Annotated in this window: 22 protein-coding genes; 17 read left to right on the top strand and 5 right to left on the bottom strand. The window is 40.5% G+C overall.

Annotated elements, in window-relative coordinates; all coding sequences use genetic code 11:
* Positions 1–115 precede the first annotated feature (115 nt).
* The 5 genes from WG954_RS13585 to WG954_RS13565 form a co-directional block, all read right to left on the bottom strand.
* Positions 116–1243: a redoxin domain-containing protein gene (locus tag WG954_RS13585; RefSeq protein WP_340437168.1), complete on the bottom strand. Its 1128-nt coding sequence runs from the start codon at positions 1241–1243 to the stop codon at positions 116–118.
* A 7-nt stretch (positions 1244–1250) separates the two neighbouring features.
* Positions 1251–2348, bottom strand: a complete 1098-nt coding sequence (locus WG954_RS13580; protein WP_340437167.1) for a redoxin domain-containing protein — start codon at positions 2346–2348, stop codon at positions 1251–1253.
* Positions 2338–2940, bottom strand: a complete 603-nt coding sequence (gene hisIE / locus WG954_RS13575; protein WP_340437166.1) for a bifunctional phosphoribosyl-AMP cyclohydrolase/phosphoribosyl-ATP diphosphatase HisIE — start codon at positions 2938–2940, stop codon at positions 2338–2340. Before hisIE ends, WG954_RS13580 begins: the two co-directional genes overlap by 11 nt.
* Positions 2941–3076: 136 nt before the next feature.
* Complete coding sequence (hisF, locus tag WG954_RS13570; protein ID WP_324228555.1) at positions 3077–3835, bottom strand: imidazole glycerol phosphate synthase subunit HisF; 759 nt, start codon at positions 3833–3835, stop codon at positions 3077–3079.
* 55 nt (positions 3836–3890) lie between these two features.
* Complete coding sequence (locus tag WG954_RS13565; protein ID WP_340437165.1) at positions 3891–4568, bottom strand: C40 family peptidase; 678 nt, start codon at positions 4566–4568, stop codon at positions 3891–3893.
* Positions 4569–4772: 204 nt separating this feature from the next.
* On the opposite strand from WG954_RS13565, the gene dnaE reads away from it, so the two are divergent.
* The 17 genes from dnaE (at position 4773) to WG954_RS13480 (ending at position 26368) form a co-directional block, all read left to right on the top strand.
* Positions 4773–8405, top strand: a complete 3633-nt coding sequence (gene dnaE / locus WG954_RS13560) for a DNA polymerase III subunit alpha (protein WP_340437164.1) — start codon at positions 4773–4775, stop codon at positions 8403–8405.
* 107 nt (positions 8406–8512) lie between these two features.
* A complete protein-coding gene (locus WG954_RS13555; RefSeq protein ID WP_340437163.1) occupies positions 8513–8911 on the top strand; it encodes an HYC_CC_PP family protein in 399 nt (132 codons plus the stop codon).
* Between the two features lie 95 nt (positions 8912–9006).
* Positions 9007–9552 carry a heavy metal-binding domain-containing protein gene (locus tag WG954_RS13550; protein WP_340437161.1) on the top strand — a complete coding sequence of 182 codons (546 nt, stop codon included), beginning with the start codon at positions 9007–9009 and terminating at the stop codon, positions 9550–9552.
* Positions 9553–9592: 40 nt separating this feature from the next.
* Complete coding sequence (locus WG954_RS13545) at positions 9593–10213, top strand: DUF3347 domain-containing protein (RefSeq protein ID WP_340437160.1); 621 nt, start codon at positions 9593–9595, stop codon at positions 10211–10213.
* A gap of 79 nt (positions 10214–10292) precedes the next feature.
* Positions 10293–11585, top strand: coding sequence for an efflux RND transporter permease subunit (locus WG954_RS13540; protein ID WP_340437159.1), 1293 nt, complete (start codon positions 10293–10295; stop codon positions 11583–11585).
* A gap of 8 nt (positions 11586–11593) precedes the next feature.
* Complete coding sequence (locus tag WG954_RS13535) at positions 11594–13516, top strand: efflux RND transporter permease subunit (RefSeq protein WP_340437158.1); 1923 nt, start codon at positions 11594–11596, stop codon at positions 13514–13516.
* Complete coding sequence (locus WG954_RS13530) at positions 13503–14768, top strand: TolC family protein (RefSeq protein ID WP_340437157.1); 1266 nt, start codon at positions 13503–13505, stop codon at positions 14766–14768. Before WG954_RS13535 ends, WG954_RS13530 begins: the two co-directional genes overlap by 14 nt.
* 97 nt (positions 14769–14865) lie before the next feature.
* Positions 14866–16365: a heavy metal-binding domain-containing protein gene (locus tag WG954_RS13525; RefSeq protein WP_340437156.1), complete on the top strand. Its 1500-nt coding sequence runs from the start codon at positions 14866–14868 to the stop codon at positions 16363–16365.
* On the top strand, positions 16365–17630 hold the full coding sequence (locus WG954_RS13520) for an efflux RND transporter periplasmic adaptor subunit (protein ID WP_340437153.1): 1266 nt from the start codon (positions 16365–16367) through the stop codon (positions 17628–17630). The genes WG954_RS13525 and WG954_RS13520 overlap by 1 nt, the downstream gene beginning before the upstream one ends.
* A gap of 10 nt (positions 17631–17640) precedes the next feature.
* On the top strand, positions 17641–19680 hold the full coding sequence (locus WG954_RS13515; RefSeq protein WP_340437152.1) for a heavy metal translocating P-type ATPase: 2040 nt from the start codon (positions 17641–17643) through the stop codon (positions 19678–19680).
* A gap of 23 nt (positions 19681–19703) precedes the next feature.
* Positions 19704–20207, top strand: a complete 504-nt coding sequence (locus tag WG954_RS13510) for a TlpA family protein disulfide reductase (RefSeq protein WP_340437151.1) — start codon at positions 19704–19706, stop codon at positions 20205–20207.
* A 1-nt stretch (position 20208) separates the two neighbouring features.
* Positions 20209–21414 (top strand): sialidase family protein, encoded by a 1206-nt coding sequence (locus WG954_RS13505; protein WP_340437149.1) that lies wholly within the window; start codon positions 20209–20211, stop codon positions 21412–21414.
* Positions 21415–21670: 256 nt separating this feature from the next.
* Positions 21671–21988 (top strand): thioredoxin, encoded by a 318-nt coding sequence (trxA, locus tag WG954_RS13500; RefSeq protein ID WP_182806069.1) that lies wholly within the window; start codon positions 21671–21673, stop codon positions 21986–21988.
* A 254-nt stretch (positions 21989–22242) separates the two neighbouring features.
* Positions 22243–22737, top strand: a complete 495-nt coding sequence (locus WG954_RS13495) for an SET domain-containing protein-lysine N-methyltransferase (RefSeq protein ID WP_340437148.1) — start codon at positions 22243–22245, stop codon at positions 22735–22737.
* A gap of 15 nt (positions 22738–22752) precedes the next feature.
* Positions 22753–23889, top strand: a complete 1137-nt coding sequence (locus tag WG954_RS13490) for a D-alanine--D-alanine ligase family protein (protein WP_340437146.1) — start codon at positions 22753–22755, stop codon at positions 23887–23889.
* A 14-nt stretch (positions 23890–23903) separates the two neighbouring features.
* Positions 23904–25337 carry an SET domain-containing protein-lysine N-methyltransferase gene (locus WG954_RS13485; RefSeq protein WP_340437145.1) on the top strand — a complete coding sequence of 478 codons (1434 nt, stop codon included), beginning with the start codon at positions 23904–23906 and terminating at the stop codon, positions 25335–25337.
* A gap of 125 nt (positions 25338–25462) precedes the next feature.
* The gene (locus WG954_RS13480) at positions 25463–26368 is read left to right on the top strand and encodes an ABC transporter six-transmembrane domain-containing protein (protein WP_340437144.1); all 906 of its coding nucleotides are present in this window, start codon (positions 25463–25465) and stop codon (positions 26366–26368) included.
* Positions 26369–26392 lie beyond the last annotated feature (24 nt).

Genomic DNA, 26392 nt, shown 5'->3' with positions numbered 1-26392 from the left:
AGGCACAAGGTTCAAGAAGAACCAAGGCGCAAAAAAGCCGATGCTCGTAAAACGAACATCGGCTTTTCTTATGTTTGAGCCTTGTATCTTGACTTCTTTCTTGTGCCTTCTAAATTTACTTCAAAATCTCCTCCAGCTTCTTCTCCAACGCTTCTCCTCTTAAATTCCTTGCTATTACAACTCCGTTTGGATCAAGCAACATATTAAACGGAATACCTAATATTCCAAACTGCTGAGATGCTGCATTTTCCCAGCCCTTCATATCGCCAACCTGTGGCCAGGTATATTTATCATCTTTAATTGCTTTCAACCATTTGTCTTTCGATTGATCCAGCGATACACCAAAAATTTCAAAGTTCTTCGGCTTAAACTTTTCGTATGCCTTTACCAGATTAGGACTTTCTGCCCGGCAAGGACCACACCAGCTTGCCCAAAAATCAACCAATACATACTTACCACGAAGCGACGAAAGTGAAATATTTTTTCCATCAGCAGTTGGTTGTGTGAAATCAGCAGCCACTACACCCACCATGGATTTCTTTCCAACGTTGATCATTTCAGCAATTTGTTTTCCCTTTTCAGAACTACGCAATCCTTCACTCAGCAATACAAACATTGGCTCTGCAGTTGCTGCATCCATATCCATGCCCAATGATTGCTCAACCATATACAGCGATACCGGAGAAGCAGGATTATTCTTAACAAATTTCAGTTGCTCAGCAGCAAACAGTTTCTGCGATACATTAAACATCTCCATCAGCTGATTGGTAGCTTCTCTGTTCTTCGCCTGCCCGTAACTGTAATACACATCACCGATCTTATCTTCCAGTTCTTTTAACGACTTTGTTTGCTGCTGGTATTTGTAATAATCATTTACAATTGCTGAACCTTTCACTTCCGCTTCGCTCAACCACGTTTTCGAAACGATCGTAATGGTTCCTGCATCAAGAAAAAAAGTAAGGTTGTTGCGGCGATACTCTGTCATATCAAATACTTTACCTGCAGGTGGGTTTGCTTCCTGTAACATCAGGGTGGCCATCACCGGCTCATCGATCTCACCATTTATGGTAAACTTGCCATTTTCAACTTTCGCTTCTTCTGCACCATTTCCGTTATTCCAGCTCAGCAATACATTATACTTTTTCGTTGCAGGCGGCAACGTACCGCTTACAGTAAATTTCTTTTCCTGTGCTGTTGCATTTACAAAAGCAAACACAAGCACAATCGACAACAATTTATTCATACTATTTTTATTTGAACAATTCTTCCAAACGTACCTGCAGTTCTTCTCCACGTAGATTTTTACCGATGATCTTCCCGTCAGGACCGATCAACAGATTTTGTGGAATAGATGTGATCTTATAGATGCGTGCTGCTTCGTTGCTCCAGAATTTGAGATCACTAACATGTGTCCATGCTAAACCATCTTGTGAAATCGCTTCTAACCACTTAGTACGGTCTCGATCGAGGGACACGCCAAGCACTGTGAAATTCTTTTCTTTGAATTTATTATATGCAGCAACAAGATTTGGATTCTCCATGCGGCAAGGGCCACACCAGCTCGCCCAAAAATCGACCAATACATATTTGCCACGAAACGATTGCAGTGATATTGGATTACCTGATGTATCGGCTTGCGTAAAATCGATCGCTTCTGTTCCTACCGCACCGATCTTATTATCTTTTACGATACCACCCACCATGCGACCATAAAAACTCTTTTGCGCAACTTCAGAAAGCTTTGCATAATTAGAGTCTAACACGTCAGCCTGTTGAAATACACTATAGATCACATACAGTAACAAAGGTGTTACCGGCGATTGATTATTTTTCTGAATATAAGTATCAGCAGTAGTGTTGATCTCTGCTACAAGATTGCGAACAAGATTATAAATAGAATCCTGTTTGCTCTGCAGTGCGGGGTTCTGCAATTGTTTACCAAACCCATCGAGCTTCATGAAATAAGGATCGAACTGCTGACGGAAACGTACAAACTCATAGTTTGTTTTCGATCCGTTCACTACAGCTTTCTGCAATGAATCAACATGCGCATTAACTGTTACTACAGATGGATCGAGAAAAATGCCAAGGTTCTGCTTACCACCTTCAACGCTTAACACATAAAGCGCTGTTTCAGTAATATTGCCTTTCAGTTCAAACTTTCCTTTCTTAACGGTTGATTCAGCAATTGCTTCACTATCCTGTCCATCCATACGCAGACTTACTTTTGCGTTTTCCTTTGCACCCCTGATCGTTCCTTTAATCTGGAAAGCCTGCTGTGCCTGCAGTTGCAGGGCGGCACTCATCAACAAACATATCGTTACAATAAACTTCATATTAATCTGCATGCGAATGACGCTGTTTCAGTACGTAAATCACATCCTGCAAAGAAACATTTTTCGCCCTTAATAAAACGATAAAATGGAAGAGCAGATCTGCTCCTTCGTTTAGGAAAAGCTCCTCGTTATTATCTTTTGCTTCAATAATAATTTCGGTTGCTTCCTCTCCCACCTTCTGTGCAATTTTATTGATCCCTTTATCGAATAAGCTTTTTACATAGCTTTTGCCATCGGTACTTTTCCTGCGCAATTCGATGATCTCTTCTAAATACGATAAAAAGTCGTCGCTGTGATTTTTTTCGCTCCAGCAAGTATCTGCACCGGTATGACAGGTTGGTCCCGCAGGCTCAGCTTTTATCAGCAATGTATCCTGGTCACAATCGAGTAACACCTGTTTTACTGATAAAAAGTTGCCGCTTTCTTCACCCTTTGTCCATAACCGTTGTTTGCTGCGGCTGTAAAACGTCACCTTGCCTGTTTCTTCCGTTTTAATAAATGCATCGTTATTCATAAAACCAAGCATCAATACTTTACTGGTTTTATAATCCTGGATAATGGCTGGTAACAGTCCGTCGTGGTATTTCGAAAAGTCTGGTTTCAACGTAGTTGATTTTTTAATTTTTATTTGATAGAAACACTGATGACGCTGATTTAAAAAGATACAACCGATCAAAATTAAATCTGTTTCATCTTCACTATCCGTGTTATCTATGACTCTATTGTCTTTCTCCGCAAAGCTAAATCCTTACCGCAACATTTCTCTCCTTCAAATATGCTTTCAAATCAGCAATTTCAATTTCTTTGAAATGAAAAATACTGGCTGCCAGTCCTGCATCGGCATAAGCCAATTCAAAAACATCTGCAAAATGCTGCATTGTTCCGGCACCACCACTGGCAATTACCGGAATTGGTAACTCAACCGACAGTTTCTTGGTAATATCCAATGCGAACCCTTGTTTGGTGCCATCGTTATTCATACTGGTGAGCAGAATCTCACCTGCTCCCAGATCAACTCCTTGCCGTGCCCAGTCCACACATTTCATATCGGTTTTGGTACGTCCACCATTCAGGTACACATACCATTCGCCGTCTTCCTCTTTCTTGGTATCGATTGCCAATACACAACATTGACTGCCTGCAGCCAACGCAATATCATTGATGAGTTGAGGATTTTTAAAAGCAGCCGTATTTACGCTCACTTTATCGGCACCTGAGTTAAGCAACACACTCATATCTTCCACCGTGCTGATGCCACCACCAACCGTAAAAGGAATATTGACATGTCGGGCAATACGCTTTACGAGTTCGCTTAGTGTTTTGCGCTTCTCAACCGTAGCGGTGATATCGAGAAATACCAGCTCATCGGCGCCTTGCTGGGCATACAAAGCACCCAGTTCAACAGGATCACCTGCATCACGCAGGTCAACAAAGTTGGTGCCCTTCACCGTGCGGCCATCTTTTATATCTAAACAGGGGATAATTCGTTTCGTCAACATAAAATAAAAAAGGCTTCAAGTTAAGTTGAAGCCAAGCTCTTTGCAAAGATAATGCTTATGGTTTGGGTGAACTATTTTGTAATACCCGCCCTGCTCCCAGCAGTTTCCGGCTCCAGTAGGTTTCGTTCAGATCACTGATCATAACCCCTCCCGATGTGGACGCATGCACAAACTTATTGTTATGCAGGTACACACCTACATGCGATACTCCCCCACGTGTATTAAAAAATATAAGATCACCTTCTTTCAAATCGTCCATTGGTATCCATGAAGCTACTTCTTTCTGCTCACGGGCTGTGCGTGGTAACTGCATTGCAAAGACTCCCATCATTAATGTTTGTACAAAAGCAGAGCAGTCAATCCCTTTTTGCGTAGTGCCTCCCAAACGGTAAGGTGTACCCCACCAGTTATCGATCAACTCGTATAAAGATTTATTCTGAATAGTTTCAACAGGCACATCTAAACGGATGGCATATTTAAATTGTGAGAGGGAAAATAATTCGAGTGATGAGCTGTAAGAAGCAACATCTTTTGTTTGAAAAATACTTGATTGCCGTGTTGAAGATGAAGAACCTGTGCTGCCTACACGTTTATATTCAGGCCGCACTTCATTTTTTTCTTCAACTGTTGTTGAGGCGGTTGTAGATTGTTTTGGCTGAAACGCATTCTTTACCGCACTGCAACTGGTGAGCAGTAGTATGGCAGACAGATATGTAAGCAAATGTCTAGTCATGGTGGTATTGGAATTTTTCAACGGCGCAAAAATAGCGACGCAGCCCCTTTTTAGCAAGAAACGAGCCAAATCGTCTATCCGTTAAAGATAGTTATTGAGGGACTGCTGACAAATTTTCACCCGTTGTTTTATCTAAAACGCTCTTTTTGTGGATTTCTTATTCGCTTTTTTTCGATTGAGAACAACGAAATTTGACGCCTGACTATGAGCAAATTTTCCCATTTACACGTTCACACTCAATATTCTCTGCTCGATGGAGCCGCCTCCATCGGTTCATTATACAATAAAGCCATTACTGACGGCATGCCTGCGTTGGCCATTACCGACCATGGGAACATGTTTGGTGCCTTCCAGTTTGTGGCCGAGGCCTACAAACATAAAAATGAAGATGGCTCACTAAAAGTGAAGCCCGTTGTTGGTTGCGAATTTTATTTAACTGAGAACAGGCATATAAAAACCTTCAGCAAAGAACAGCGTGATCATCGTTATCACCAGGTATTGCTGGCAAAGAATGAGCAGGGATATAAAAATCTGGTAAAACTTACATCGCTTGGTTTTATTGAAGGCATGTATAGCAAGTACCCACGTATTGATAAAGAACTTATTCATAAATATCATGAGGGATTAATTGCTACTACCTGTTGTCTCGGCGCCATGGTACCGCAGATGATCCTGAATAAGAGTGAAGAAGATGCAGAAAATGAATTCAAGTGGTGGTTAAATATTTTTCAGAAAGATTATTATGTAGAGATACAGAGGCATGGCATGGTTGAGCAGGATAAAGTAAATGCAGTGCTGTTGAAGTTTGCAAAAAAGTATGATGTAAAAGTTATTGCCAGTAACGATTCGCACTATGTTGATCAAACCGATTTTAATGCACATGATATTTTGTTGTGCATCAACACTGGCGAAAAACAAAGCACTCCTGCCCTGCGTGAATTTAGTGATGATGATGTGAACGTAAAGAACAAACGCTTTGCATTCCCAAATGATCAATTCTATTTCAAGACAACAGCAGAAATGAAAAAGGTATTTGACGATGTGCCGGAAGCCATCGATAATACCAATGAAATTGTAGACAAGATCGAGGTCCTGAATCTCAAGAAAGATATTTTGCTCCCCGCCTTTCCTATACCGAAAGAATTCCAGGTGCACGACGATGCAAATCTGAATCAGTGGGAATTCTTAAAACATCTTACTTACATCGGTGCCAAAGAACGTTACCACGAAATAGAAGAAACCACAAGAGAACGAATCGACTTTGAATTGTTCACCATTAAAACAATGGGCTTTGCCGGTTACTTCTTAATTGTAAGTGATTTTATTAAGGCAGGTCGTGATATGGGCGTGTTTGTTGGGCCGGGTCGTGGATCGGCTGCAGGTAGTGTAGTGGCGTATTGCATCGGCATCACCAACATCGATCCTATTAAATACAATTTACTGTTTGAGCGTTTCTTAAATCCTGATCGTAAATCAATGCCGGATATTGATACGGACTTTGATGATGAAGGACGACAAAAAGTAATTGACTACGTTGTTGATAAATATGGTAAAGCACAAGTAGCACAGATCATCACTTATGGTACCATGGCTGCTAAAAGTAGTATTGCCGATGTGGCCCGTGTGATGGATCTGCCATTAGCAGAAAGTCGTGCTTTATCAAAATTGGTTCCTGAACGTCCCGGTGTTTCACTAAAGCGTGTATTGCATGCACCATTTACAGGCGAAAAAAGTTTAGCAGAAAAAGAAGCATTTGGTCCTGATGAAATGGAAATGGTGAAAAAAATCCGCCAGGTGTACGCAGGCGATGATCTGCCATCAAGAATTTTGCACGAAGCAGAAATTCTGGAAGGTTCGGTTCGTAACACGGGCATTCATGCGGCAGGTATCATCATTGCACCAAGAGATTTGACAGACCTCATCCCTGTTTGTACATCGAAAGAATCTGAACTGTGGCTAACACAAATTGAAGGAAGCGTTATTGAAGATGCAGGTGTAATCAAGATGGACTTTCTTGGTTTAAAAACACTCAGCATCTTAAAGAATGCATTGCAGCTCATTAAACAAAATCACGGTGTTGAAATTGATATTGACACCATTCCGTTAGATGATGCAAAAACATTTGAACTCTATCAACACGGTTCTACCATTGGCACGTTCCAGTTTGAAAGTGTGGGTATGCAAAAATACCTGCGTGAATTAAAGCCCGATCAGTTTGGTGATTTGATTGCGATGAACGCTTTGTATCGTCCCGGTCCTATTGCGTATATCCCCAACTTCATTGATCGCAAACATGGTAAGGAAGCGATCAGCTATGATCTTCCTGAAATGGAAGAATACCTTGATGAAACTTATGGTATCACGGTTTACCAGGAACAGGTAATGTTGCTTGCACAAAAACTGGGCGGCTTTAGTAAAGGTGATGCGGACGTATTGCGTAAAGCAATGGGTAAAAAGCAAAAAGCCGTACTCGATAAAATGAAAAAGCAGTTTATTGATGGTGCCTCTGCAAAAGGGCATCCTGCAGATAAACTGGAAAAAATATGGACCGATTGGGAAGCGTTTGCTCAATACGCTTTCAACAAATCGCATTCTACCTGCTATGCATTCGTTGCTTATCAAACAGCTTATTTAAAAGCACACTATCCCGGTGAGTATATGAGTGCCGTGTTGAACAACGCAGGTGCTATTGAAAAGATCACCTTCTTTATGGAAGAGTGTAAACGCATGGGCATTAAAGTACTTGGCCCTGATATTAATGAATCACAAAATGGTTTTGCAGTAAACAAAGCAGGCGAAATCCGTTTTGGTTTAGGTGGATTGAAAGGTGTGGGTGAAGCGGCCATCGATAGTATCATTGAAGAACGTGAAAAGAAAGGTCCTTATAAAGATGTGTTTGATTTTATCAAACGTGTGAACCAACGTACTGTTAATAAAAAATCATTGGAGAGTTTGGTGTATGGTGGTGCTTTCGATTGTTTTAAAGAATATCACCGTGCACAATACTTTCATGTAATGCCGGGTGACACTGTGAATACACTCGAACGTATCATCAACTTCGGTAACCGATTCCAGGCAAATGTGCAAAGCAATACCAATACCTTGTTTGGTGAAAGCATGATGATGGAAATACCAACGCCAAAGATTGTGAATTGCGAAGAGTGGACCTTGACAGAAAAACTCGATCATGAAAAAGAGATCACAGGCATCTTCATCAGCGGTCATCCGTTGGATCATTTTAAATTTGAAATGCAACATTACAAGATCACACCACTTAGTGACTTCAACGAATTTAAAGAAGCAATCCTGTTGCATGCAAATCCGTTTCAAACATTTCGTTTAGCCGGTTTGGTTACTGCACATAACCAACGTGTAACTAAAACAGGAAAGCAGTTTGGTATTTGTATGATCGAAGATTATACCGGCAATACGGAATTTGCTTTGTTTGGTGAAGACTTTGTAAAATTCAAAGATCATTTCACTCCAGGTGCAGTTGTGTTTGTGACGGGTGTATTCAAAACTCGCTGGAACAAAGACGATGATTTTGAATTCAAGATCAACCAGGTGTTATTGCTGGAAACAGTGAAACGCACCATGACCAAACAGCTGATCGTTGATATTGAACCACGTTTCCTTACCGAAGAAATGGTAAGCTTTATAGAGGTGAACGTGAAGAAAAACCCCGGCAAGAGTAATCTCAAATTCAACTTATACGAACCCAAGGATAACTGGAAAGTAGGTATGTACACTGTTGAGAAAGGGTTTGAAATGAATGATGAGATGGCAGTGTTTCTGCTGGACAAACCGGAGTTGAATGTTACGGTGGTAACGGCCTGATAATGTTGAAAACAGGCACCGCCAATATTTAAAATTCATATCAACTGATAATTGTCAGTAGATTTTAATATTGATTAGCAGGAAATGTTGCTAATTTAGCATTTCAGATGAAAAAGCTTGTAGTAGCCATATTATCTTTTCTCTACATCAGCACCTCCAGTGGAGCAACGTTGCAAATGCATTATTGCATGGACAAACTGGTTGACTGGAGCATTGGCCATAACGATGGAAAGAACACCTGCAATAATTGCGGGATGGAAAAAGATGGCAAAGGCAAGAACGCCTGCTGCAAAGACGAACAGAAGCAATTGAAAATTGAAAAAGATCAGAAGGCCGCAGCAGCATTTCAATTGACACTTTCTTTTGCTTCAGCTTTACCAGTATCGTATCCTGTATACAACTTTGCCGGCATTACTTCTGTAACAGAAGAATTTCCTATCAGCAATGCACCTCCACGAAGTCCGCAGTTGGCTGTTTATATCCGTAACTGCAGTTTCCGTATTTAAATTCTTTTCGTTTGTATAAGCCGGGCAATCCTGTTGCCGGGCTATTGGTATTTACATATACCCATTTCTTATTCTTCACATTAAAATGAAAAAAGATGAAAACGTTACAATTACTGTTGATGGCAGTATTCACCATCGTTTCTGTAAACATATTTGCACAGGAAAAAGCAGGCAAAAAAGATAAAGGGCCTCACGCTACATTATATACCTGCCCTATGCATGATTCGGTTGCTGCAAAAAAACCTGGCAACTGCCCTGTTTGCGGCATGAAACTCGAGCTTTCTAAAAAAGAACAAATGAAGAAAGATGTAACAAAAAGTTACAGCTGTCCCATGCATGCAGATGTTACCAGCGACAAACCCGGTAAGTGTCCTAAATGCGGCATGGATCTGAATAAGTCGAAAAAAGAACAAATGAAAATGGAGGTGATGAAAACTTATACATGCCCCATGCATCCTGATGTTACCAGTGACAAACCCGGTAAGTGCAGCAAATGCGGAATGGACCTTGTAAAATCAAAAGAGAAAACAAAAACTGAAGTTGCAAAAACGTATGTATGCCCCATGCATGCCGATGTTACCAGTAACAAACCCGGCAAATGCAGCAAATGCAGAATGGATTTAAAAGCAAAAAAAGATTAACACTCAAAACATAATGAATAATAACTAAATGAAAAAAATAATGAGCAAACAAGTCGTTTCAACTGCAATGATAAGTTTCGTGATGCTGATGGCATGTAACAGCAATGAGCCAAAAAACGAACACGAAGGCCACAACATGAAAGACAGCACACCGCAATCGGTAGTAGTGGATGATACAGATCTAAAAACAGCAGCGGTTGTTTACACTGATCTCAATGCAACTGCTGCTGCATCCATTAAACTGATCGTTGATCATTACCTGCATATAAAAAACGCACTGGTAAATGATAACGGAGATGAAGCTGCCAATGGAGGAGAAGCAATGATCGATGCTATAAAAAAGGTTGACAAATCTTTATTTACAACAGATCAGAAAAAGGCATACGATGAAATTACATCAGAACTGCAGGATCATGGCGAACACGTTGCGAAGAATGCTTCCGACATAAAACACCAACGCTCTCATTTTATACTCATGAGTGAGGATATGTATTCGTTGGTGAAAACATTTGGTGCCGGCCGGCCTGTATATCACGATCATTGCCCGATGGCAAACGATAATAAAGGTGCTATGTGGATCAGTGAGATAAAGGAAGTGAAGAATCCATATTTCGGAGCAAAAATGCTCACATGTGGTTCAGTAGAAGAAGTAATTAAATAATCAACAGTCAATTGGCAACTGGCAATCAACAAAAAATACTGGTTGCCAATTGACCATTGCTTATTGCAAATTAAAGTTTATGGTTCGAAAACTAATTGAAGTCGCCCTACGAAACAGGCTTGTTGTATTGCTGGTGGCAGCGGGCCTCTTTGCTTATGGCATTTATTCGATCAACAAAAACCCCATCGATGCCATTCCTGATTTGAGTGAAAACCAAGTGATCGTTTTTACGGAATGGATGGGCCGTAGTCCGCAAGTGATCGAAGACCAGGTAACCTATCCATTGGTGAGTAACCTGCAAGGCATTCCGAAAATTAAAAACATCCGTGGCTCTTCTATGTTCGGGATGAGTTTTGTGTATGTAATTTTTGAAGACAACGTTGATATCTATTGGGCGAGAACAAGAGTATTGGAACGCTTGAATTTTGCACAACGTTTATTACCACAAGGCGTAACGCCTTCACTTGGTCCGGATGGAACAGGCGTTGGTCATATCTATTGGTATCATCTGGATGCACCAAAAATGGACTTAGGCGAACAACGTGCATTGCAGGATTGGTACATCAAATTCGCCTTGCAAACAGTACCCGGTGTTGCGGAAGTAGCATCGTTTGGCGGGTTTGAAAAACAATATCAGCTCGTTATTGATCCGGTGAAGCTGCAGTATTACAACATTTCCCTGATGGATGTAATGAACAAAGTGAAAAGCAATAACAATGATGTGGGCGGACGAAAGTTTGAAATGGCAGACATGGCTTACATCATTCGTGGATTGGGTTACATCAAAAACATTTCAGATGTAGAAAATATTGCACTCACAAATTATAACGGCATTCCCGTTCGTGTAAAAGATATTGGCTCGGTGCAAATGGGTGGTGACTTACGTCTCGGCATTTTTGATATGGATGGGAAAGGTGAAGTGGTAGGTGGCATAGTAGTGATGCGTTACAATGAAAATGCTAATAAAGTAATTGCCGCAGTAAAAGAGAAGATGAAGGAAGTAGAAAAGGGATTGCCTGAGGGTGTCACTTTTAAAACATCCTACGACAGAAGTACATTGATACAGGAAGCAGTTGAATCAGTAAAAGGAACCTTGATCGAAGAGATGATCGCCGTATCAATTGTTGTACTTCTCTTTTTGTTTCATTGGCGAAGTGCTCTCATTATACTTATCCAATTACCTATTTCTGTAGCAGCAGGTTTTATTTTCCTGGAAATGTTTGGCATCTCATCAAACATCATGTCACTCACAGGTATTGCATTGGCAATCGGCGTAGTGGTGGATGATGGTATTGTGATGGTAGAAAATGCCTACCGGCATATCAGCGAAGCACAGTTGGAAAAAGAACAGGCAATCGGCAACAAGCAATAATATTTAGTATGAAACTATTCAAGAAACATAAAGATCCATTAACAGCGGCTGAAAAGTTGGAGATCATCGAGCGTTCGTCGAAACAGGTTGGGCCGGGTGTTTTTTATTCAACCATTATTGTAGTTACTTCTTTTCTTCCCGTGTTTTTATTAACGGGTATGGAAGGAAAACTCTTTCATCCATTGGCATGGACAAAAACATTTATCCTGTTAATTGATGCGGTGCTGGCCATCACCTTAATGCCCGTATTAATTTCGTTTTTTCTGAAAGGCAAATTAAAACCTGAGAGCTCCAATCCAATTACCAGAACGTTAGAAAAAATCTATACACCCATTTTAAAATGGTGTTTAAACTGGCGTAAAACCACCATTGTTGTTAATGTCATTGCATTAGCTGTTGGCATTATTATGATGACCAGACTGGGTTCTGAATTTATGCCACCGTTAGATGAGGGTTCGTTATTATTCATGCCGGTTACATTACCCGATGTTTCTAATTCGGAAGCCAAACGTTTATTGCAGGTGCAGGATAAATTGATCCGCACTGTTCCTGAAGTGGCACATGTGTTGGGCAAGGCGGGCCGTGCAAATACCGCAACAGACAACTCTCCTATCAGTATGATCGAAACCATTATTCTCTTGAAACCAAAAAGTGAATGGCGGGATAACATGACTAAGGATGCAATCATTAATGAACTGAATGCAAAGATGCAGATACCGGGTGTTACCAATGGATGGACACAACCGATCATCAACCGCATCAATATGCTTTCAACAGGAATACGTACCGATGTTGGTTTGAAAGTTTATGGACAAAATCTCGACAGCATTTATGCATTTGCACAAACCATCAAGCGACAACTGGAAGGAATTGATGGCGTGAAAGATCTGTATGTAGAACCAATCACCGGTGGTAAATACATTGACATTGTAGTGAAGCGTGAAGAGATCGGACGATATGGTTTAAGTGTGGATGATGTAAATCTTGTAATTGAAAGTGCGTTGGGCGGCATGAAACTTACGACTACCGTTGAAGGTCGTCAACGTTTTTCGGTGAACGCACGATACGGACAGGATTTCCGTAACAACCTCGAAGCATTAAAACGTTTGCAGGTGCAAACGATGGACTTCGGCCCCATTCCTTTAGAAGCAGTAGCCGATATAAAATTGAGTGATGGCCCGCCGATGATCAATTCAGAAAATGCAATGTTGAGGGGAACAGTTTTGTTCAATGTGCGTGAGCGTGATTTAGGAAGCACTGTAAAAGAAGCACAAGAACGATTGAACCAGATGATCACCAAATTACCCAAAGGATACTTCCTTGAATGGAGTGGCCAATGGGAAAATCAGATACGTGCAAACCAAACATTAAAAACCATTTTGCCCATTGTACTCATTATCATCTTCATGGTGCTGTACTTCACGTATCATTCCTTTAAAGAAGCAGCAGTAACCATGCTCACCGTTCCGTTTGCATTGATCGGCGGTGTGTTCATGGTTTATTTCTATGGCATTAATTTGTCAGTAGCTGTTGCTGTTGGTTTTATTGCATTGTTTGGAATGGCGATTGAAACAGCAATGCTGATGACCATCTATCTCAATGAAGCCATGCAGAACATGGTGGCCAAACATGGCAACAGCAAAACAACACTTACACCTGCCATCATCCGTGAATTTGTAATAGAAGGGGCTGCAAAAAGATTACGTCCCAAGTTGATGACAGTCTCAGTTGGATTGTTTGGTTTGATTCCCATTTTATGGGCAACAGGTGTGGGGAGTGATATCATGCGGCCAATTACCATTCCATTGATTGGCGGAACCATTTCATCCACCATCTATGTACTACTGATCACTCCGGTGATTTTTGAAATGATAAAAGAACGTGAATTAAAACGTAACGGTAAAATTGAATTGATCGATGTTAAAGAATAAACTACTCCTGGTACTGTTTGTCCTTGCCGCACTTTGCAGCAACGCACAAACAATGAGACTCGATGCCATCATTGACAGCATCACTTTATCGCATCCTGTTGTAAGAATGTACAACAACGAGATCCGTTCAATGGATGAAGCTGCCAAGGGTGCGAAAAGCTGGATGCCTCCGGAATTCAGCAGCGGTTTATGGATGACGCCCTACAATCCGTCTCTTTGGAAAAAAATGGATGATGGCATGGGTGGCCTTAAAGAAGGTATGGGTCAATACATGATCGGTGGGCAACAGATGTTTCCCAATAAACAAAAGCAAAATGCAGATGCAAAGTATATGGAAGCCATGTCTTCTGTTGAAAAAGAAAAAAAGAATGCTACGCTGAATGAATTGATCAATGATGCCAAGCAGTTCTACTATGAATGGATGATCTTGAAAAAGAAGCTGGCGATCCTTGATCAGAACGAGAAGCTGCTCGAATTCATGATCAAAAATGCGGAGATCCGTTATAAGAATGGATTGGAGAAGATCAGTGCGTATTACAAAGCCAAAGCTGCATTGGGCAATGTGCAGAATATGCGTTTGATGTTTGAAAGCGACATCAAAGAAAAACGCATCCGCATCAACTCACTGATGGGTCGCAACGCAATGATCAATTTTGATATTGACACCACTTATCAACTGAATGATTATTCATCAATGGTATTCGACAGCACACTCATTTACAACAACCGCAGTGACCTGAGAGCAATTGATAAAGACATTACACTTACCTGGCTGAAACAAGAAACAGAAAGACAAAGTCTGAAACCGCAGTTCGGCATCCGTTATGAGCACATGTTTGGTTTTGGCGGATTGCCCATGCAGTTTTCATTGATGGGCATGATGAAGCTTCCGCTTACCAAATGGTCGTCGAAAATGAGCAAGGCAAATGTTGAGAGCTTGAAATGGAAAGCAAGTGCACTTCAATCGCAAAAAGAAATGATGCTGAATGAATACAGCGGCATGGCTTATGGCATGCGCAATGAGTTTGAGTTAAAACGAAAACAACTGAAACTGTATGATGAAAATATTATTCCTGCCTTAAAGAATAATTACAAAACCATGCAGCTGGGTTATGAACAGAATACAGAAGAACTCTTCATGCTATATGATGCTTGGGAAACATTATACATGACTCAACTGGAATATACAGAGTTGCTCAACCAGGCATTGAAACTGCAGGTGACGATTGAACGGTTGATTGAAAAAAAGTAAGAGGGAAGGTACAAGGTTCAAGGAGCAAGGCACAAGAAGAAAATCCAATGTCCAAAAAACAAAAGCCAAAAAGAAAAGGCACAATAAAGTAAAACAGATGAAGCATAAACTATTTTATATAATCTCATCATTTCTGTTGATGCTGGCAATAGCCTGTAACAACAATGATCCGCATGCAAACCACAAGCAGGAAGTTGTAAAAGACATGTACACCTGCCCAATGCCACAGGATTCGGTGTTCAGCGATAAGCCCGGCACTTGCCCAAAATGTGGAATGGACCTGGTTAAGATGCAACAACCTGCATCAAATCATCAGCAAGATCATGCAGCAACATATACCTGCCCGATGCCACAGGATTCAGTGTTTAGTGATAAGCCGGGCACTTGTCCGAAATGCGGAATGGAATTGGTGAAGATGGAACAACCTGAACAGCATGATCATGAAAATGCAGCAGCAGAATATACCTGTCCCATGCATCCTGATGTGATCAAAGATAAACCCGGCTCCTGCCCCATTTGTGGAATGGATTTAGTAAAAAAAGAAACCGGCGGCAGTGCATCAACTGAAATTGGATTGGATGCATTGCTCAAACCAACCAATGAGTTTGTGGTGTCATCCATTCCTGTTACAACTATTGAAAAGAAAGAAGAGCATATTAACATAGAAGCGTTGGGAACCATTGCCTACGACACAAGAGAAGTTGGAACGATTTCAGCAAGAGTAAGCGGACGGATCGAAAAACTCTATGTGCGTCACCGTTACCAGAAGATAAGTAAAGGGCAACGAATCATGGATATTTACAGTCCGGAAATTTTAACTGCACAGCAGAATTTATTATTCCTGTTAAAGAACGATCCGGAAAATAAAAGCTTTATTGAAGCAGCAAAGCAAAAACTTTTACTGCTTGGCATGAGCAGTCAGCAATTACAACAGGTGATTCAAACAAAAAAATCTTCATTTACCATTTCCGTTTACAGCAATTACAGCGGACATATTCATGAATCAGCCCGCGCTTCCATGAATACTGCACCTGAAAAAATGAAAGACATTTCGCAATTAACAGAAGAACTTTCATTGAAAGAAGGTATGTACATCAACAAAGGACAATCAGTTTTCATTGTCTATAATCCAACGCAGGCATGGGCACTGCTGAATATTTTTAGCGACAACCAGGGGTTGGTTAAAAAAGGAAACAGTGTGCATGTTATACCCGAAACTGCACCGAACAAAGGCTTCAGGGCAAGCATTGATTTTATTGAACCCTTTTATCGTAAGGAAAGTAAAACCTTGACAGCAAGAGTCTACTTTAACAACAGCAGTTTAAAAATTCCGATCGGCAGCCAGGTAAGAGCAGTCATCAATGGCAATTCAAAAGATGCTTATTGGTTGCCGAAAGAAGCTGTGTTATCGCTTGGGTTAGATAAAGTGGTGTTTCATAAAGTGGATGGCGGCTTTAAAGCACACAAAGTGAATACCGGCATTTTACACGAACAACATATTCAAATCATCAGCGGATTAACTGCAACAGATTCAGTTGCGGTGAATGCGCAATATTTAATGGATAGCGAGAGCTTCATTAAAGTAAAACAACAATAATGATGAAACAACAAAATATATCAATGGGCAATAAGCAATATGCAATAGGCAATCTACGAAAGTTGGGCTCTGTTTGCCTATTGTCAATTGCCTTTTGCCTATTCTTACTTGCATCTTGCAAAGAGAAAAAAAATGATCAAGCAGAAAGTGATGTATACTACACCTGTTCAATGGATCCACAGGTGGTAGAATATAAGCCGGGTAAATGTCCCATCTGCAAAATGGATCTTACACCAGTGAAAAAACGAAATGGTGAAAAGAAAGATGAAATACAATTGAGTGATCAACAGATTCAGTTGGGGAACATCCAAACCGATACCATCCGCACAGGAACAATCGGCGATCGCCTGGTATTAACTGCCAGTCTCAACTTCGATCAGTTGAAGACATCTTCTGTGAGTTCAAGAGTGATGGGCAGAATTGAAAAACTGTATTTCAAAAACATTGGTGATTATGTCAGCAAGGGTGCAGCGTTATATGCAGTATATAGCGAAGACCTCAACAATGCCAAACAGGAATACCTTCTTGCACTGGAACAGAAAAAAACATTTGCTACGGAAACAGTCATCGATTTTGAACAATTATTACAAAGCGCCAAAAACAAATTACTGCTGTGGGGATTGAGTGAAGCGCAGATCAATGAACTGGCGAAGACAAAAAAGTCGACACCGCTTACTACGTTTTACAGCACAGCTGCCGGTTATATTACCACAATGGATATTCGTGAAGGCGATTATGTCATGGAAGGTGGAACAATTGTAAAGCTGGCCGATCTCTCAACACTGTGGGCAGAAGCACAGGTGTATACATCGCAGCTTTCAGAAATTGATCTTAACGGAACAGCAACTGTTCAATTGCCCGATATGGACGATAAAGAAATCAAAGGACGAATTGAATTTGTAAATCCGGAAATCAATCCCGATACAAGAATCAATCTTATCCGTGTTTCCATTCCCAATAGTGGCAACCAGTTAAAACCCGGCATGCCGGCTTATGTAGTATTGAAAAGCACACAACGTAAATCACTCACCTTGCCCATTGATGCAGTGATACGGGATGGTAAAGGTGCGACAGTATGGATAAGAACCGGTGAACATTCATTCAAAAGCAAAATGGTGCAAGTGGGTTTGGAAAGCAATGATCGTATTGAAATAAAATCAGGATTAATAGCCGGTGATGTTGTGGTAATGAGTGGCGCTTACCTGTTGCACAGTGAATATGTATTTAAAAAAGGTGCTGACCCGATGGCGGGTCATAACCATTAAATATTTTTTTATGGATCATTCGCATCATCAACATGAAAAGGCAAAAGCTCCCGTTCAACATGAACATTCCCATCATGTTGAAAAGAATCCTCCAATGGGGCATGCAGGTCATGATCATCACGCCATGATGATTCAAGATTTCAAAAAACGGTTTTATATTGTTTTAATCCTCACAGTTCCAATCATGCTGTTATCAGAAATGATTCAGCATTGGCTCAATATTCATTTCAGCTTTGCCGGTTCAGATTATGTATTATTTGCGTTGGCCTCAGTTGTTTTCTTTTATGGCGGCTGGCCTTTTTTAAAAGGCTGGTTTGATGAGATGAAAGCAAAGAATCCCGGTATGATGACGCTGGTTGGTTTTGCCATTTCAGTTGCATACATCTACAGTGTAGCAACAGTATTCGGGTTAAAAGGAATGGATTTCTTTTGGGAATTGGCAACATTGATACTCATTATGCTGCTGGGGCATTGGATCGAAATGAAATCAATCGCCGGCGCATCAAAAGAACTGGAATTGCTTGTACAGCTCATGCCGGATGATGCACACCTCATTCATGGAGATCATATCATGGATGTGAAAACCGAAACACTAAAAGAAAATGATATCATACTCATCAAGCCCGGCGAGAAAGTGGCTGCCGATGGCATCATTGCCGATGGAGGAAGTTATTTGAACGAATCAATGTTAACCGGTGAATCAAAACCTGTTCGAAAAATAAAAAACGATAAAGTAATTGCTGGTTCCATTAATGGCAATGGTGCTATTAAAGTTTCAGTATTGCATGGAGCAAAAGATTCTTACTTATCGCAGGTCATCAAACTGGTGCAGGATGCACAAAACTCAAAATCAAAAACACAGCTACTGGCGAATAAAGCCGCAAGGTGGCTTACGATTATTGCGATTGTTGCGGGCATTGCCACTTTTTCAATTTGGTATATGTCTGGTAAAGAATTGGCTTTTGCCATCGAAAGAATGGTGACAGTGATCGTTATTTGTTGCCCGCATGCATTGGGATTAGCCGTGCCGTTGGTGGTTGCAAAATCAACAGCATTATCAGCCAAACATGGATTGCTGATCAAAAACAGAACCGCTTTTGAAAATGCACGGAAAATTACAACGATCGTTTTTGATAAAACAGGAACGCTGACTGTTGGGAAATTCGAAGTTTCAAAAACCGTTTCATTACAGGATAATTTTTCAGAAAAAGATATCTTACGATTTGCATCCGCATTGGAACAAAATTCTGAACATCCGATTGCAACCGGCATCATACAAAAAGCAAAAGAAGCAGGAATCACTACTCCAACAGCAGAAGATTTTAAAGCCATTACCGGAAAGGGAGTTGAAGCAACGGTTGAAGGTAAAAGTGTTTTGGTAGTGAGCCCGGGCTTTTTAGCAGAAAAGAACATTCAGTTGCCTGATGGTTTTGCTGCCAACGACACAGAGACAGTTGTATTTATCATCATCAATCAAATATTGGCTGGCTATATCGCTTTATCAGATGAAATAAGACCTGAATCAGCGGAAGCAATCAACACCTTAAGATCAAACAACATTAAATCAATTTTACTCACCGGCGACAATAAAAAAGTTGCAGCAAGCGTAAGTAAAACCTTGCGGATGGATGATTTTTTTGCGGAAGTTTTGCCTCATCAGAAATTAGAAAAAATAAAAGATTTGCAAGAAAAAGGCGAGTTTGTTGCAATGACCGGTGATGGTGTGAACGATGCACCGGCATTGGCACAGGCCGATATCGGCATTGCAATAGGCAGCGGTAGTGATATTGCAGCAGAAACAGCCGGTATTGTTTTGGTCAACAGCAATCCGAAAGACGTTGTAAGTTTAATTTTATTCGGAAAAGCTACCTATCGTAAGATGATTCAGAATTTAATTTGGGCAACAGGATATAATGTAATAGCCTTGCCGCTGGCTGCAGGTGTGTTATATAAAGCCGGGGTTTTATTAAGTCCGGCTGCTGGAGCCGTATTAATGAGTGTGAGTACAATTGTAGTGGCGATCAACGCAAGTTTATTGAAAGTAAAATAATATTGAAGAAGCAAATGAAAGTAATGTATAAGTTATCCATCATCTTTTTAATTGCAGTTATAGGTTGCAAGGAAAAAGATTCAGCCAACAACAAAAACAAACCTGAGGTTAAAACCGAGGTTTTATCTGAGTTTGATAAAATAAAACTCACTGAACTTGATGGCAAAGCAATTGACCTTCATCAATACGAAGGCAAAACCATCTTTATTAATTTTTGGGCAACATGGTGCGGCCCCTGCATACAGGAAATGCCTTCCATTCAAAAAGCAAAGAGCAGTTTAAAAGATGAGGATATTGTTTTCCTGTTTGCATCAAATGAAGAAGTGGAAGCAATTGAAACGTTCAAGAAAAAGCAACCGTACGATTTTCATTATGTACGGGTAGAAAACCTGGAGCAATTAAACATTATGGCCCTGCCAACAACTTATATATTCAACCCAAACAAAAAACTTGTTTTCTCAGAAATGGGATACAGAAAATGGGATAGCAAAAACAATATTGATTTAATTCTTAATGCCGGAAAATAAAATGAACAAACTAATAGCCGTCCTTTCACTGATTGCTGTATTTGCATCATGTGCCGACAAAACAAACGAAAAAAAAGCAATTGGAGAACTGGTATCACTACCCTCTCCTGCCGCTGATTCAACTGCTGAACCCTATTTATTTACCGATGCGAAAGGAATCGTTCATCTTTCATGGGTACAGAAAAAAGGAAAAGAATCATCACTGCATTTTTCTGCACTTGTAAATGATCAATGGACCGCACCCGTCACAATCAGCTCCGGTAATAATTGGTTTGTAAACTGGGCTGATTATCCAGTTGTATCTTCTGATGCTGCCGGCAATATGCTTGCGCATTTTTTAGAGAAAAGCGATACAGCAAAATTTACTTACGATATTAAGTTGGTTGCATCTGCAGATGCCGGTAAAACATGGGAAACGCCAACCACCTTGCATGATGATGGCAAAAAAGCTGAACATGGCTTTGTTTCTATCACACCTTATAATGATCAGTTTATTGCAGCCTGGCTCGATGGAAGAAAAACTGCAATGGAAGGAGATCACAGCAGCCATGAAGGTCATCATGGTGAAATGACATTAAGAGGAGCGCTGCTTGATAAGAAAGGAACAAAAACAAAAGAATGGGAACTCGACGGAAGAATATGTGATTGCTGCCAAACAACGATTGCCATTACTGATAACGGACCAATCGTTGTTTACAGAGATCGTTCAGATGAAGAGATCAGGGACATGTCCATCGTACGTTTTGTAAATGGCGAATGGACGCAACCCAAAACCATCTTCCCCGATGAATGGAAAATTGCAGGTTGTCCGGTTAACGGACCAAGAGCCGATGCTGTTGGAAATAACTTAGCCATTGCATGGTTTTCTATGAAAGAAAATAAAGCGCAGGTAAAAATCATTTTTTCTGAAGATGGTGGCGCTACATTTAAAACACCCATCCAGGTTGATGAAGGCAAAGCAATTGGCCGTGTTGATGTAGTGATGCTGGATAACAAAACCGCCATGCTGAGCTGGATGGAAGGATCAACCATTAAAGCAATTAAAGTAAATGCTGATGGTTCAAAAGGACAGGCTATTGTTGTTGCTGAATCATCCGATGCAAGATCAAGCGGCTTCCCGCAAATGACCAAAGCAGGTGATAAATTGTTCTTTGCATGGGCAGATAATAAAGCAAAAACTATTAAGCTGGCAAGTTTGAATTTATAACACAAACCTCCGCGGTTTTAGAACCCCCGGAGGTTTGTTTAACCTATTCATTGTTAGTTTTCACTGATCGTTCCACCAAAATCCTCCGGATGAATAATTAAAAATCAACCGTTAACGGCCCTTTAACTGTCATTCTTGTAGTACATCCTGTCGTTTTTTATTTGTGAACAGCTGTGGATAATGACATAACATCAGATTAACAGGAATGGGCTTAAATTTGTCCCTTCATTCAAAAAAAATTAAAAGGATATAAATTATGGCACTCCAATTTACAGATGCAAACTTCCAGAGTGAAGTGATCAGTTCAGATAAACTCAGCGTAATCGATTTTTGGGCAGAATGGTGCGGACCATGTCGTGCAATCGGGCCGGTTATTGAAGAATTGAGCAAAGAATACGATGGTAAAGTAAAAGTGGGTAAAGTAAACGTTGACGAAAACCCACAGGTTAGTATGAACTACGGTATTACCTCTATTCCTGCTATCCTCTTCGTGAAGAATGGTCAGGTAGTTGACAAATTAGTAGGCGCACAGCCAAAAGGCAACTTCGTTAAAAAGATCGAGCAACACATGTAAGATTTTAGTACAACGATTATAGAAACCCGTTTCAGTTTTGAAACGGGTTTTGTTTTTATTGCATGATCAGTGAATGTTTGACAACTTAAACTGCTTGTTTCAATACTTCAACATAGTTCTTTATTCACATTCATTCAACATTCATTAAACCAACTGCAGTTTATAAGATCAATTAATTAATTTCAAAGCATTAATACCGACAATACTTTGTTTTAAAGTAAGCAGTCGACTCATCTAACACTTAAAACGCTCCCATGAGTACAGAAACCCTCACCCCAAGCATTGTAACCGGCCATTACGGATTTGCAGATGTTCACCTGCATCCCGACACGAATCACAAACTCTTACTTGCAACCAAAGCATTTCAACCCGGCGATTTGATCAGCAAATTCGGCGCAAGTGAAGTGCATGAAGTTCCATCTCGTTACACCGTTCAGGTAAACGAACAGGAACATATTATTCTTCATCCTGAATTTCTGCAATACATTAACCACAGTTGTAACCCCAATGCATTCTTTAATACAAGTACAATGGAACTGGAAGCATTGCAACCTATTGCTGCAGGCGATGAGTTTACCTTCTTTTATCCATCAACCGAATGGTTCATGGCCGATCCTTTTGCATGCCATTGCGGTGAAGTAAATTGTATTGGTGTTATAAAAGGAGCAAAAGAACTATCAAAAGACTTATTGAAACATTATCGGTTAACAGCATTTATTGAAGGTAAAGTGAATGAAATAAACGATTAATCTATACATTTACTTATGCTTTCAAACCCATTTCATTCTCTTCCTTCCACCGAACATCCGCTCTTCATTTGGGTACTGGCACCGCATCTCCAAACCAACGATGCAAATCTCGATTACTATTATGATTTTAGCCAGAGCATTGATGAATACACAAAGGTGTTTACTGAATTAAATCTTAATTGGAAATGGCAACCTGTTACGCAGGGTAACTTTAAGTCCATCATTGACGATATAGCTGCTACCACTTCTTTTCAAACACCTGTTGTTCTTAATTTGTGTGATGGTGATGAAGTTAATGGCACACCCGGCGTTTCAGTGATTCATTATTTAAAAGAGAAACAACTGATTTATACAGGAGCTGATGCCCCGTTTTATGATAACACTACTTCAAAGATCGTTATGAAGGAGTTGTTTGATAAAGCAGGTATTGCACATGCGAAATGGGTTCCTATTCATCATGCTAAACAAAAGCTAAACGGTATTTGCAATTATGTGGGCACACCCATGATCGTAAAGCCTGCGGTTAGCGGTGGCAGCATGGGCCTTGGTGTAAAGAATGTAGTGCATACTGATGAAGAGTTGAAAGCATTGGTAAAAGAATTGTTTGATGGTTACCGTGGCTGGGATTTTTCGTTTGGCGGATTGGTAGCTGAAGAATTTATCAATGGTCCAGAATACACCGTTTTTCTTTCGGGCTCCCATCAATCGCCAAGAAGCAGAAGAGTATATCCACCGGTTGAGCGCATTTTTCATAAAGACTTACCCGATACAGAAAAATTTCTCTCCTTCGATCGTTTATGGGAAACCTATGAACAGGAAAAACCCATTGGCGAGTTTGAAGATTTTTATCAATACAACTTACCTCCTATCGGCTTACAGAAAAAGATCATGGACCTGAGCTGGAAAGCTTATTGTGCAGTTGGGGGAACGGGTTACGGCCGCATCGATATACGTATGGATAAGGCCACCGGCAAATTGTATGTACTGGAAGTAAATGCACAATGCGGATTAAGTGAAGACGAAAACTATACTTCCATTGGTGCTATTGTTCGTTTAAGCAATCAATCTTACTCCGGTTTAGTTCTGCATATTTTACAAGACGCTATGCAACGTCATCACAAAAAAACAAAAAAGGCAGTGGCTGTGCGTTAACAGCATGATGGTTTATGAAGATCTGTGTACTGCAACCCGACTATTCTACATCTGCTGTTGATTACCAATATTACGATCCTGCAAGGAATTTATCGCATTTGTTGCCGCATATTCAGTTCGATCATGTATTGCTCAACAAACTCACTACTTACAAGCAATTGCTTGAGTTAAGCAAGAAAGGTTATGATTGTTTTGTAAATCTATGCGAAGGCTATCTCGAATGGGAAGTACCTTCCATTGATGTGATCTATACTTTGGAATTACTCAATCTTCCGTTCACCGGGCCAAACACATTACTCTACGATCCGCCAAAAGAATTGATGAAGTATGTAGCATATACCGAAGGTGTGGCTACAGCAAATTATGCATTGATCGATACTGTTGATCAATTGGAACAGCATGTGAATCATCTCAACTTTCCACTGTTTGTAAAACCATCGAAAGCGGGTGATAGTTTAGGTATTGATGAACATTCTGTTTGTAACACTATTGAAGAGTTAAAACAAAAAGCTGCAACTGTATTAAAGGAATATCCTCAACTGCTGGTTGAAGAATACATTGCCGGCAGAGAGTTTACTGTGCTTGTTGCAGCTGATGCAAAAGATGAAAAGAAGTGCAAAGTGTTTCAACCCATTGAATTTATTTTTCCTGAAGGAAGAACTTTTAAAACATACGCACTTAAAACATCAGAGCTTCATCCTGAAAGCAATATACCTGTTACCGATGCAGGCATCAGGCAACAACTAACGGAAGCGGCCCAACGCATTTTCAGAAGTTTTGGGGGTGTTGGTTATGCCCGTATGGATTTTCGTATGAATGATGCCGGTAAGATATTTTTCCTTGAAGTCAATTTTACATGTTCTGTTTTTTATACTGATGGGTATGAAGGCAGCGCCGATTATATTATTAAAGCCGATGGTATTGGCCAGGCCGGTTTTCTGCAGCACATTATTGAAGAAGGCATTGCACGCCACAAACGCAAGCAGAAAAAGTACATGATGAAAGGCAATTCGATTGCCGGCTTTGGAATTTATGCCACCACACATATTACCGAAGGCGAAGTGATCTTTAAAGGCGAAGAACGTCCGCAACGGATCGTAACCAAACGATATGTGGAAGAGAACTGGCTGCCCGAAGAGAAGCTTTTGTTCAGGCATTATGCTGTGCCTTTGAGCACCGAGGTATATATATTATGGGACAACAACCCATCGGAATGGGCACCGCAGAATCATTCATGCCGACCGAACACTGCTTATAAAGGCCTTAACCTGGTGGCGCTTCACCCCATTTTACCCGGGCAGGAGCTCACATTAGACTATGCCGATCTGCTCAATGAAAGCGCCGAAACATTTGAATGCCAGTGCGGTACACCCGACTGCCGGAAAATTATTTCAGGCGCACAAGGCAATTCTGTCACACAAAAGGAGCAAATTAGCAGACCTCACTGACAGCCCATCAACCTAACTTTGCCTTCTCTACTAATCCAAATGCCGGGAAAAAGAAATCTTTTCTTTCACTAAACTCCGGCAATTCTGCACAGTCTATTTTGAGGATTTTTAAAAGGAAGGAAAGTATGCCTGGTAAATGGGTTATCCAAACAATTGTAAAACAGTATAAGTATAAGCTGCTGCTTACCTATTCGCTTTTTGCAGTAGAGATGCTTGGTTTATTGATGCGTCCTTACTTTTTAGGAGAAGCCGTGAACGACCTCGTCAAAGGCTCATACTTTGGTTTATTTTACTTAGCCGGCGCTCATTTGTTATGGGTGATGACAGGCACTATCCGCCACCGTTACGATTCACGCACCTATTCTGAGATCTATACGTCACTTGTGGTAAAGCTGATGAGCAAACACAAACAAAAAGATCTGTCAAAACTCAGTGCTCACTCAACATTGTCAAGAGAGTTTATTGATTTCCTTGAGTTTGATCTCAACTATATTATTGAAGCAGTCTACAATATTGCAGGATCCATGATACTCTTATTCTTTTATGATACACAAGTAGTGTTGCTTTGTTTATTGATGTTGGTGCCCGTTACCATTACCAGTTATATCTATGGCAAACGCATGCGTCGTTTGAATAAATTAAAGAACGATGAACTGGAGCAACAGATCAATGTACTTGCAACAAGAAATCCCTTACGCATCAACGAACATTATAACAAACTACGTAAATGGCAGATCAAGATCAGCGATCAGGAAGCATGGAATTTTGGTGTTATGGAATTACTGGTGATGTTGATCATCACTGCGTCGCTATTAACTGTTTCGTCTGTAAATGGAAAAACATTACAGGCGGGTGATATGATCGGCATCTATACTTATATTCTGAAATTTGTAAGCGGGTTAGATACGGTGCCGTACATGATCCAACGTTTTGCAACATTGAAAGATATTCTGCATCGTGTGGAATTGAATACAGAAGATGAAGTTGGTCGTGAGTATGAACCTGAGCCTCTTGTTATTAACGCAGCATAAAACAGTTAAGCGTTGCTAGTTCTG

The organism is Lacibacter sp. H375, assembly GCF_037892425.1.
In the GTDB taxonomy this organism is placed as follows: Bacteria; Bacteroidota; Bacteroidia; order Chitinophagales; family Chitinophagaceae; genus Lacibacter.
The sequence above is the reverse complement of the archived record's forward strand: the minus strand, read 5'-3'. Positions and strand labels throughout refer to the sequence as shown.

Excerpts from the sequence above, each read along its gene's own strand:
- WG954_RS13585 (WP_340437168.1), bottom strand. The coding sequence starts at position 1,243 with ATGAATAAATTGTTGTCGATTGTGCTTGTGTTTGCTTTTGTAAATGCA.
- WG954_RS13580 (WP_340437167.1), bottom strand. The coding sequence starts at position 2,348 with ATGCAGATTAATATGAAGTTTATTGTAACGATATGTTTGTTGATGAGT.
- hisF (WP_324228555.1), bottom strand. The coding sequence starts at position 3,835 with ATGTTGACGAAACGAATTATCCCCTGTTTAGATATAAAAGATGGCCGC.
- WG954_RS13565 (WP_340437165.1), bottom strand. The coding sequence starts at position 4,568 with ATGACTAGACATTTGCTTACATATCTGTCTGCCATACTACTGCTCACC.
- dnaE (WP_340437164.1), top strand. The coding sequence starts at position 4,773 with ATGAGCAAATTTTCCCATTTACACGTTCACACTCAATATTCTCTGCTC.
- WG954_RS13555 (WP_340437163.1), top strand. The coding sequence starts at position 8,513 with ATGAAAAAGCTTGTAGTAGCCATATTATCTTTTCTCTACATCAGCACC.
- WG954_RS13550 (WP_340437161.1), top strand. The coding sequence starts at position 9,007 with ATGAAAACGTTACAATTACTGTTGATGGCAGTATTCACCATCGTTTCT.
- WG954_RS13545 (WP_340437160.1), top strand. The coding sequence starts at position 9,593 with ATGAGCAAACAAGTCGTTTCAACTGCAATGATAAGTTTCGTGATGCTG.
- WG954_RS13540 (WP_340437159.1), top strand. The coding sequence starts at position 10,293 with ATGGTTCGAAAACTAATTGAAGTCGCCCTACGAAACAGGCTTGTTGTA.
- WG954_RS13535 (WP_340437158.1), top strand. The coding sequence starts at position 11,594 with ATGAAACTATTCAAGAAACATAAAGATCCATTAACAGCGGCTGAAAAG.
- WG954_RS13530 (WP_340437157.1), top strand. The coding sequence starts at position 13,503 with ATGTTAAAGAATAAACTACTCCTGGTACTGTTTGTCCTTGCCGCACTT.
- WG954_RS13525 (WP_340437156.1), top strand. The coding sequence starts at position 14,866 with ATGAAGCATAAACTATTTTATATAATCTCATCATTTCTGTTGATGCTG.
- WG954_RS13520 (WP_340437153.1), top strand. The coding sequence starts at position 16,365 with ATGATGAAACAACAAAATATATCAATGGGCAATAAGCAATATGCAATA.
- WG954_RS13515 (WP_340437152.1), top strand. The coding sequence starts at position 17,641 with ATGGATCATTCGCATCATCAACATGAAAAGGCAAAAGCTCCCGTTCAA.
- WG954_RS13510 (WP_340437151.1), top strand. The coding sequence starts at position 19,704 with ATGTATAAGTTATCCATCATCTTTTTAATTGCAGTTATAGGTTGCAAG.
- WG954_RS13505 (WP_340437149.1), top strand. The coding sequence starts at position 20,209 with ATGAACAAACTAATAGCCGTCCTTTCACTGATTGCTGTATTTGCATCA.
- trxA (WP_182806069.1), top strand. The coding sequence starts at position 21,671 with ATGGCACTCCAATTTACAGATGCAAACTTCCAGAGTGAAGTGATCAGT.
- WG954_RS13495 (WP_340437148.1), top strand. The coding sequence starts at position 22,243 with ATGAGTACAGAAACCCTCACCCCAAGCATTGTAACCGGCCATTACGGA.
- WG954_RS13490 (WP_340437146.1), top strand. The coding sequence starts at position 22,753 with ATGCTTTCAAACCCATTTCATTCTCTTCCTTCCACCGAACATCCGCTC.
- WG954_RS13485 (WP_340437145.1), top strand. The coding sequence starts at position 23,904 with ATGAAGATCTGTGTACTGCAACCCGACTATTCTACATCTGCTGTTGAT.
- WG954_RS13480 (WP_340437144.1), top strand. The coding sequence starts at position 25,463 with ATGCCTGGTAAATGGGTTATCCAAACAATTGTAAAACAGTATAAGTAT.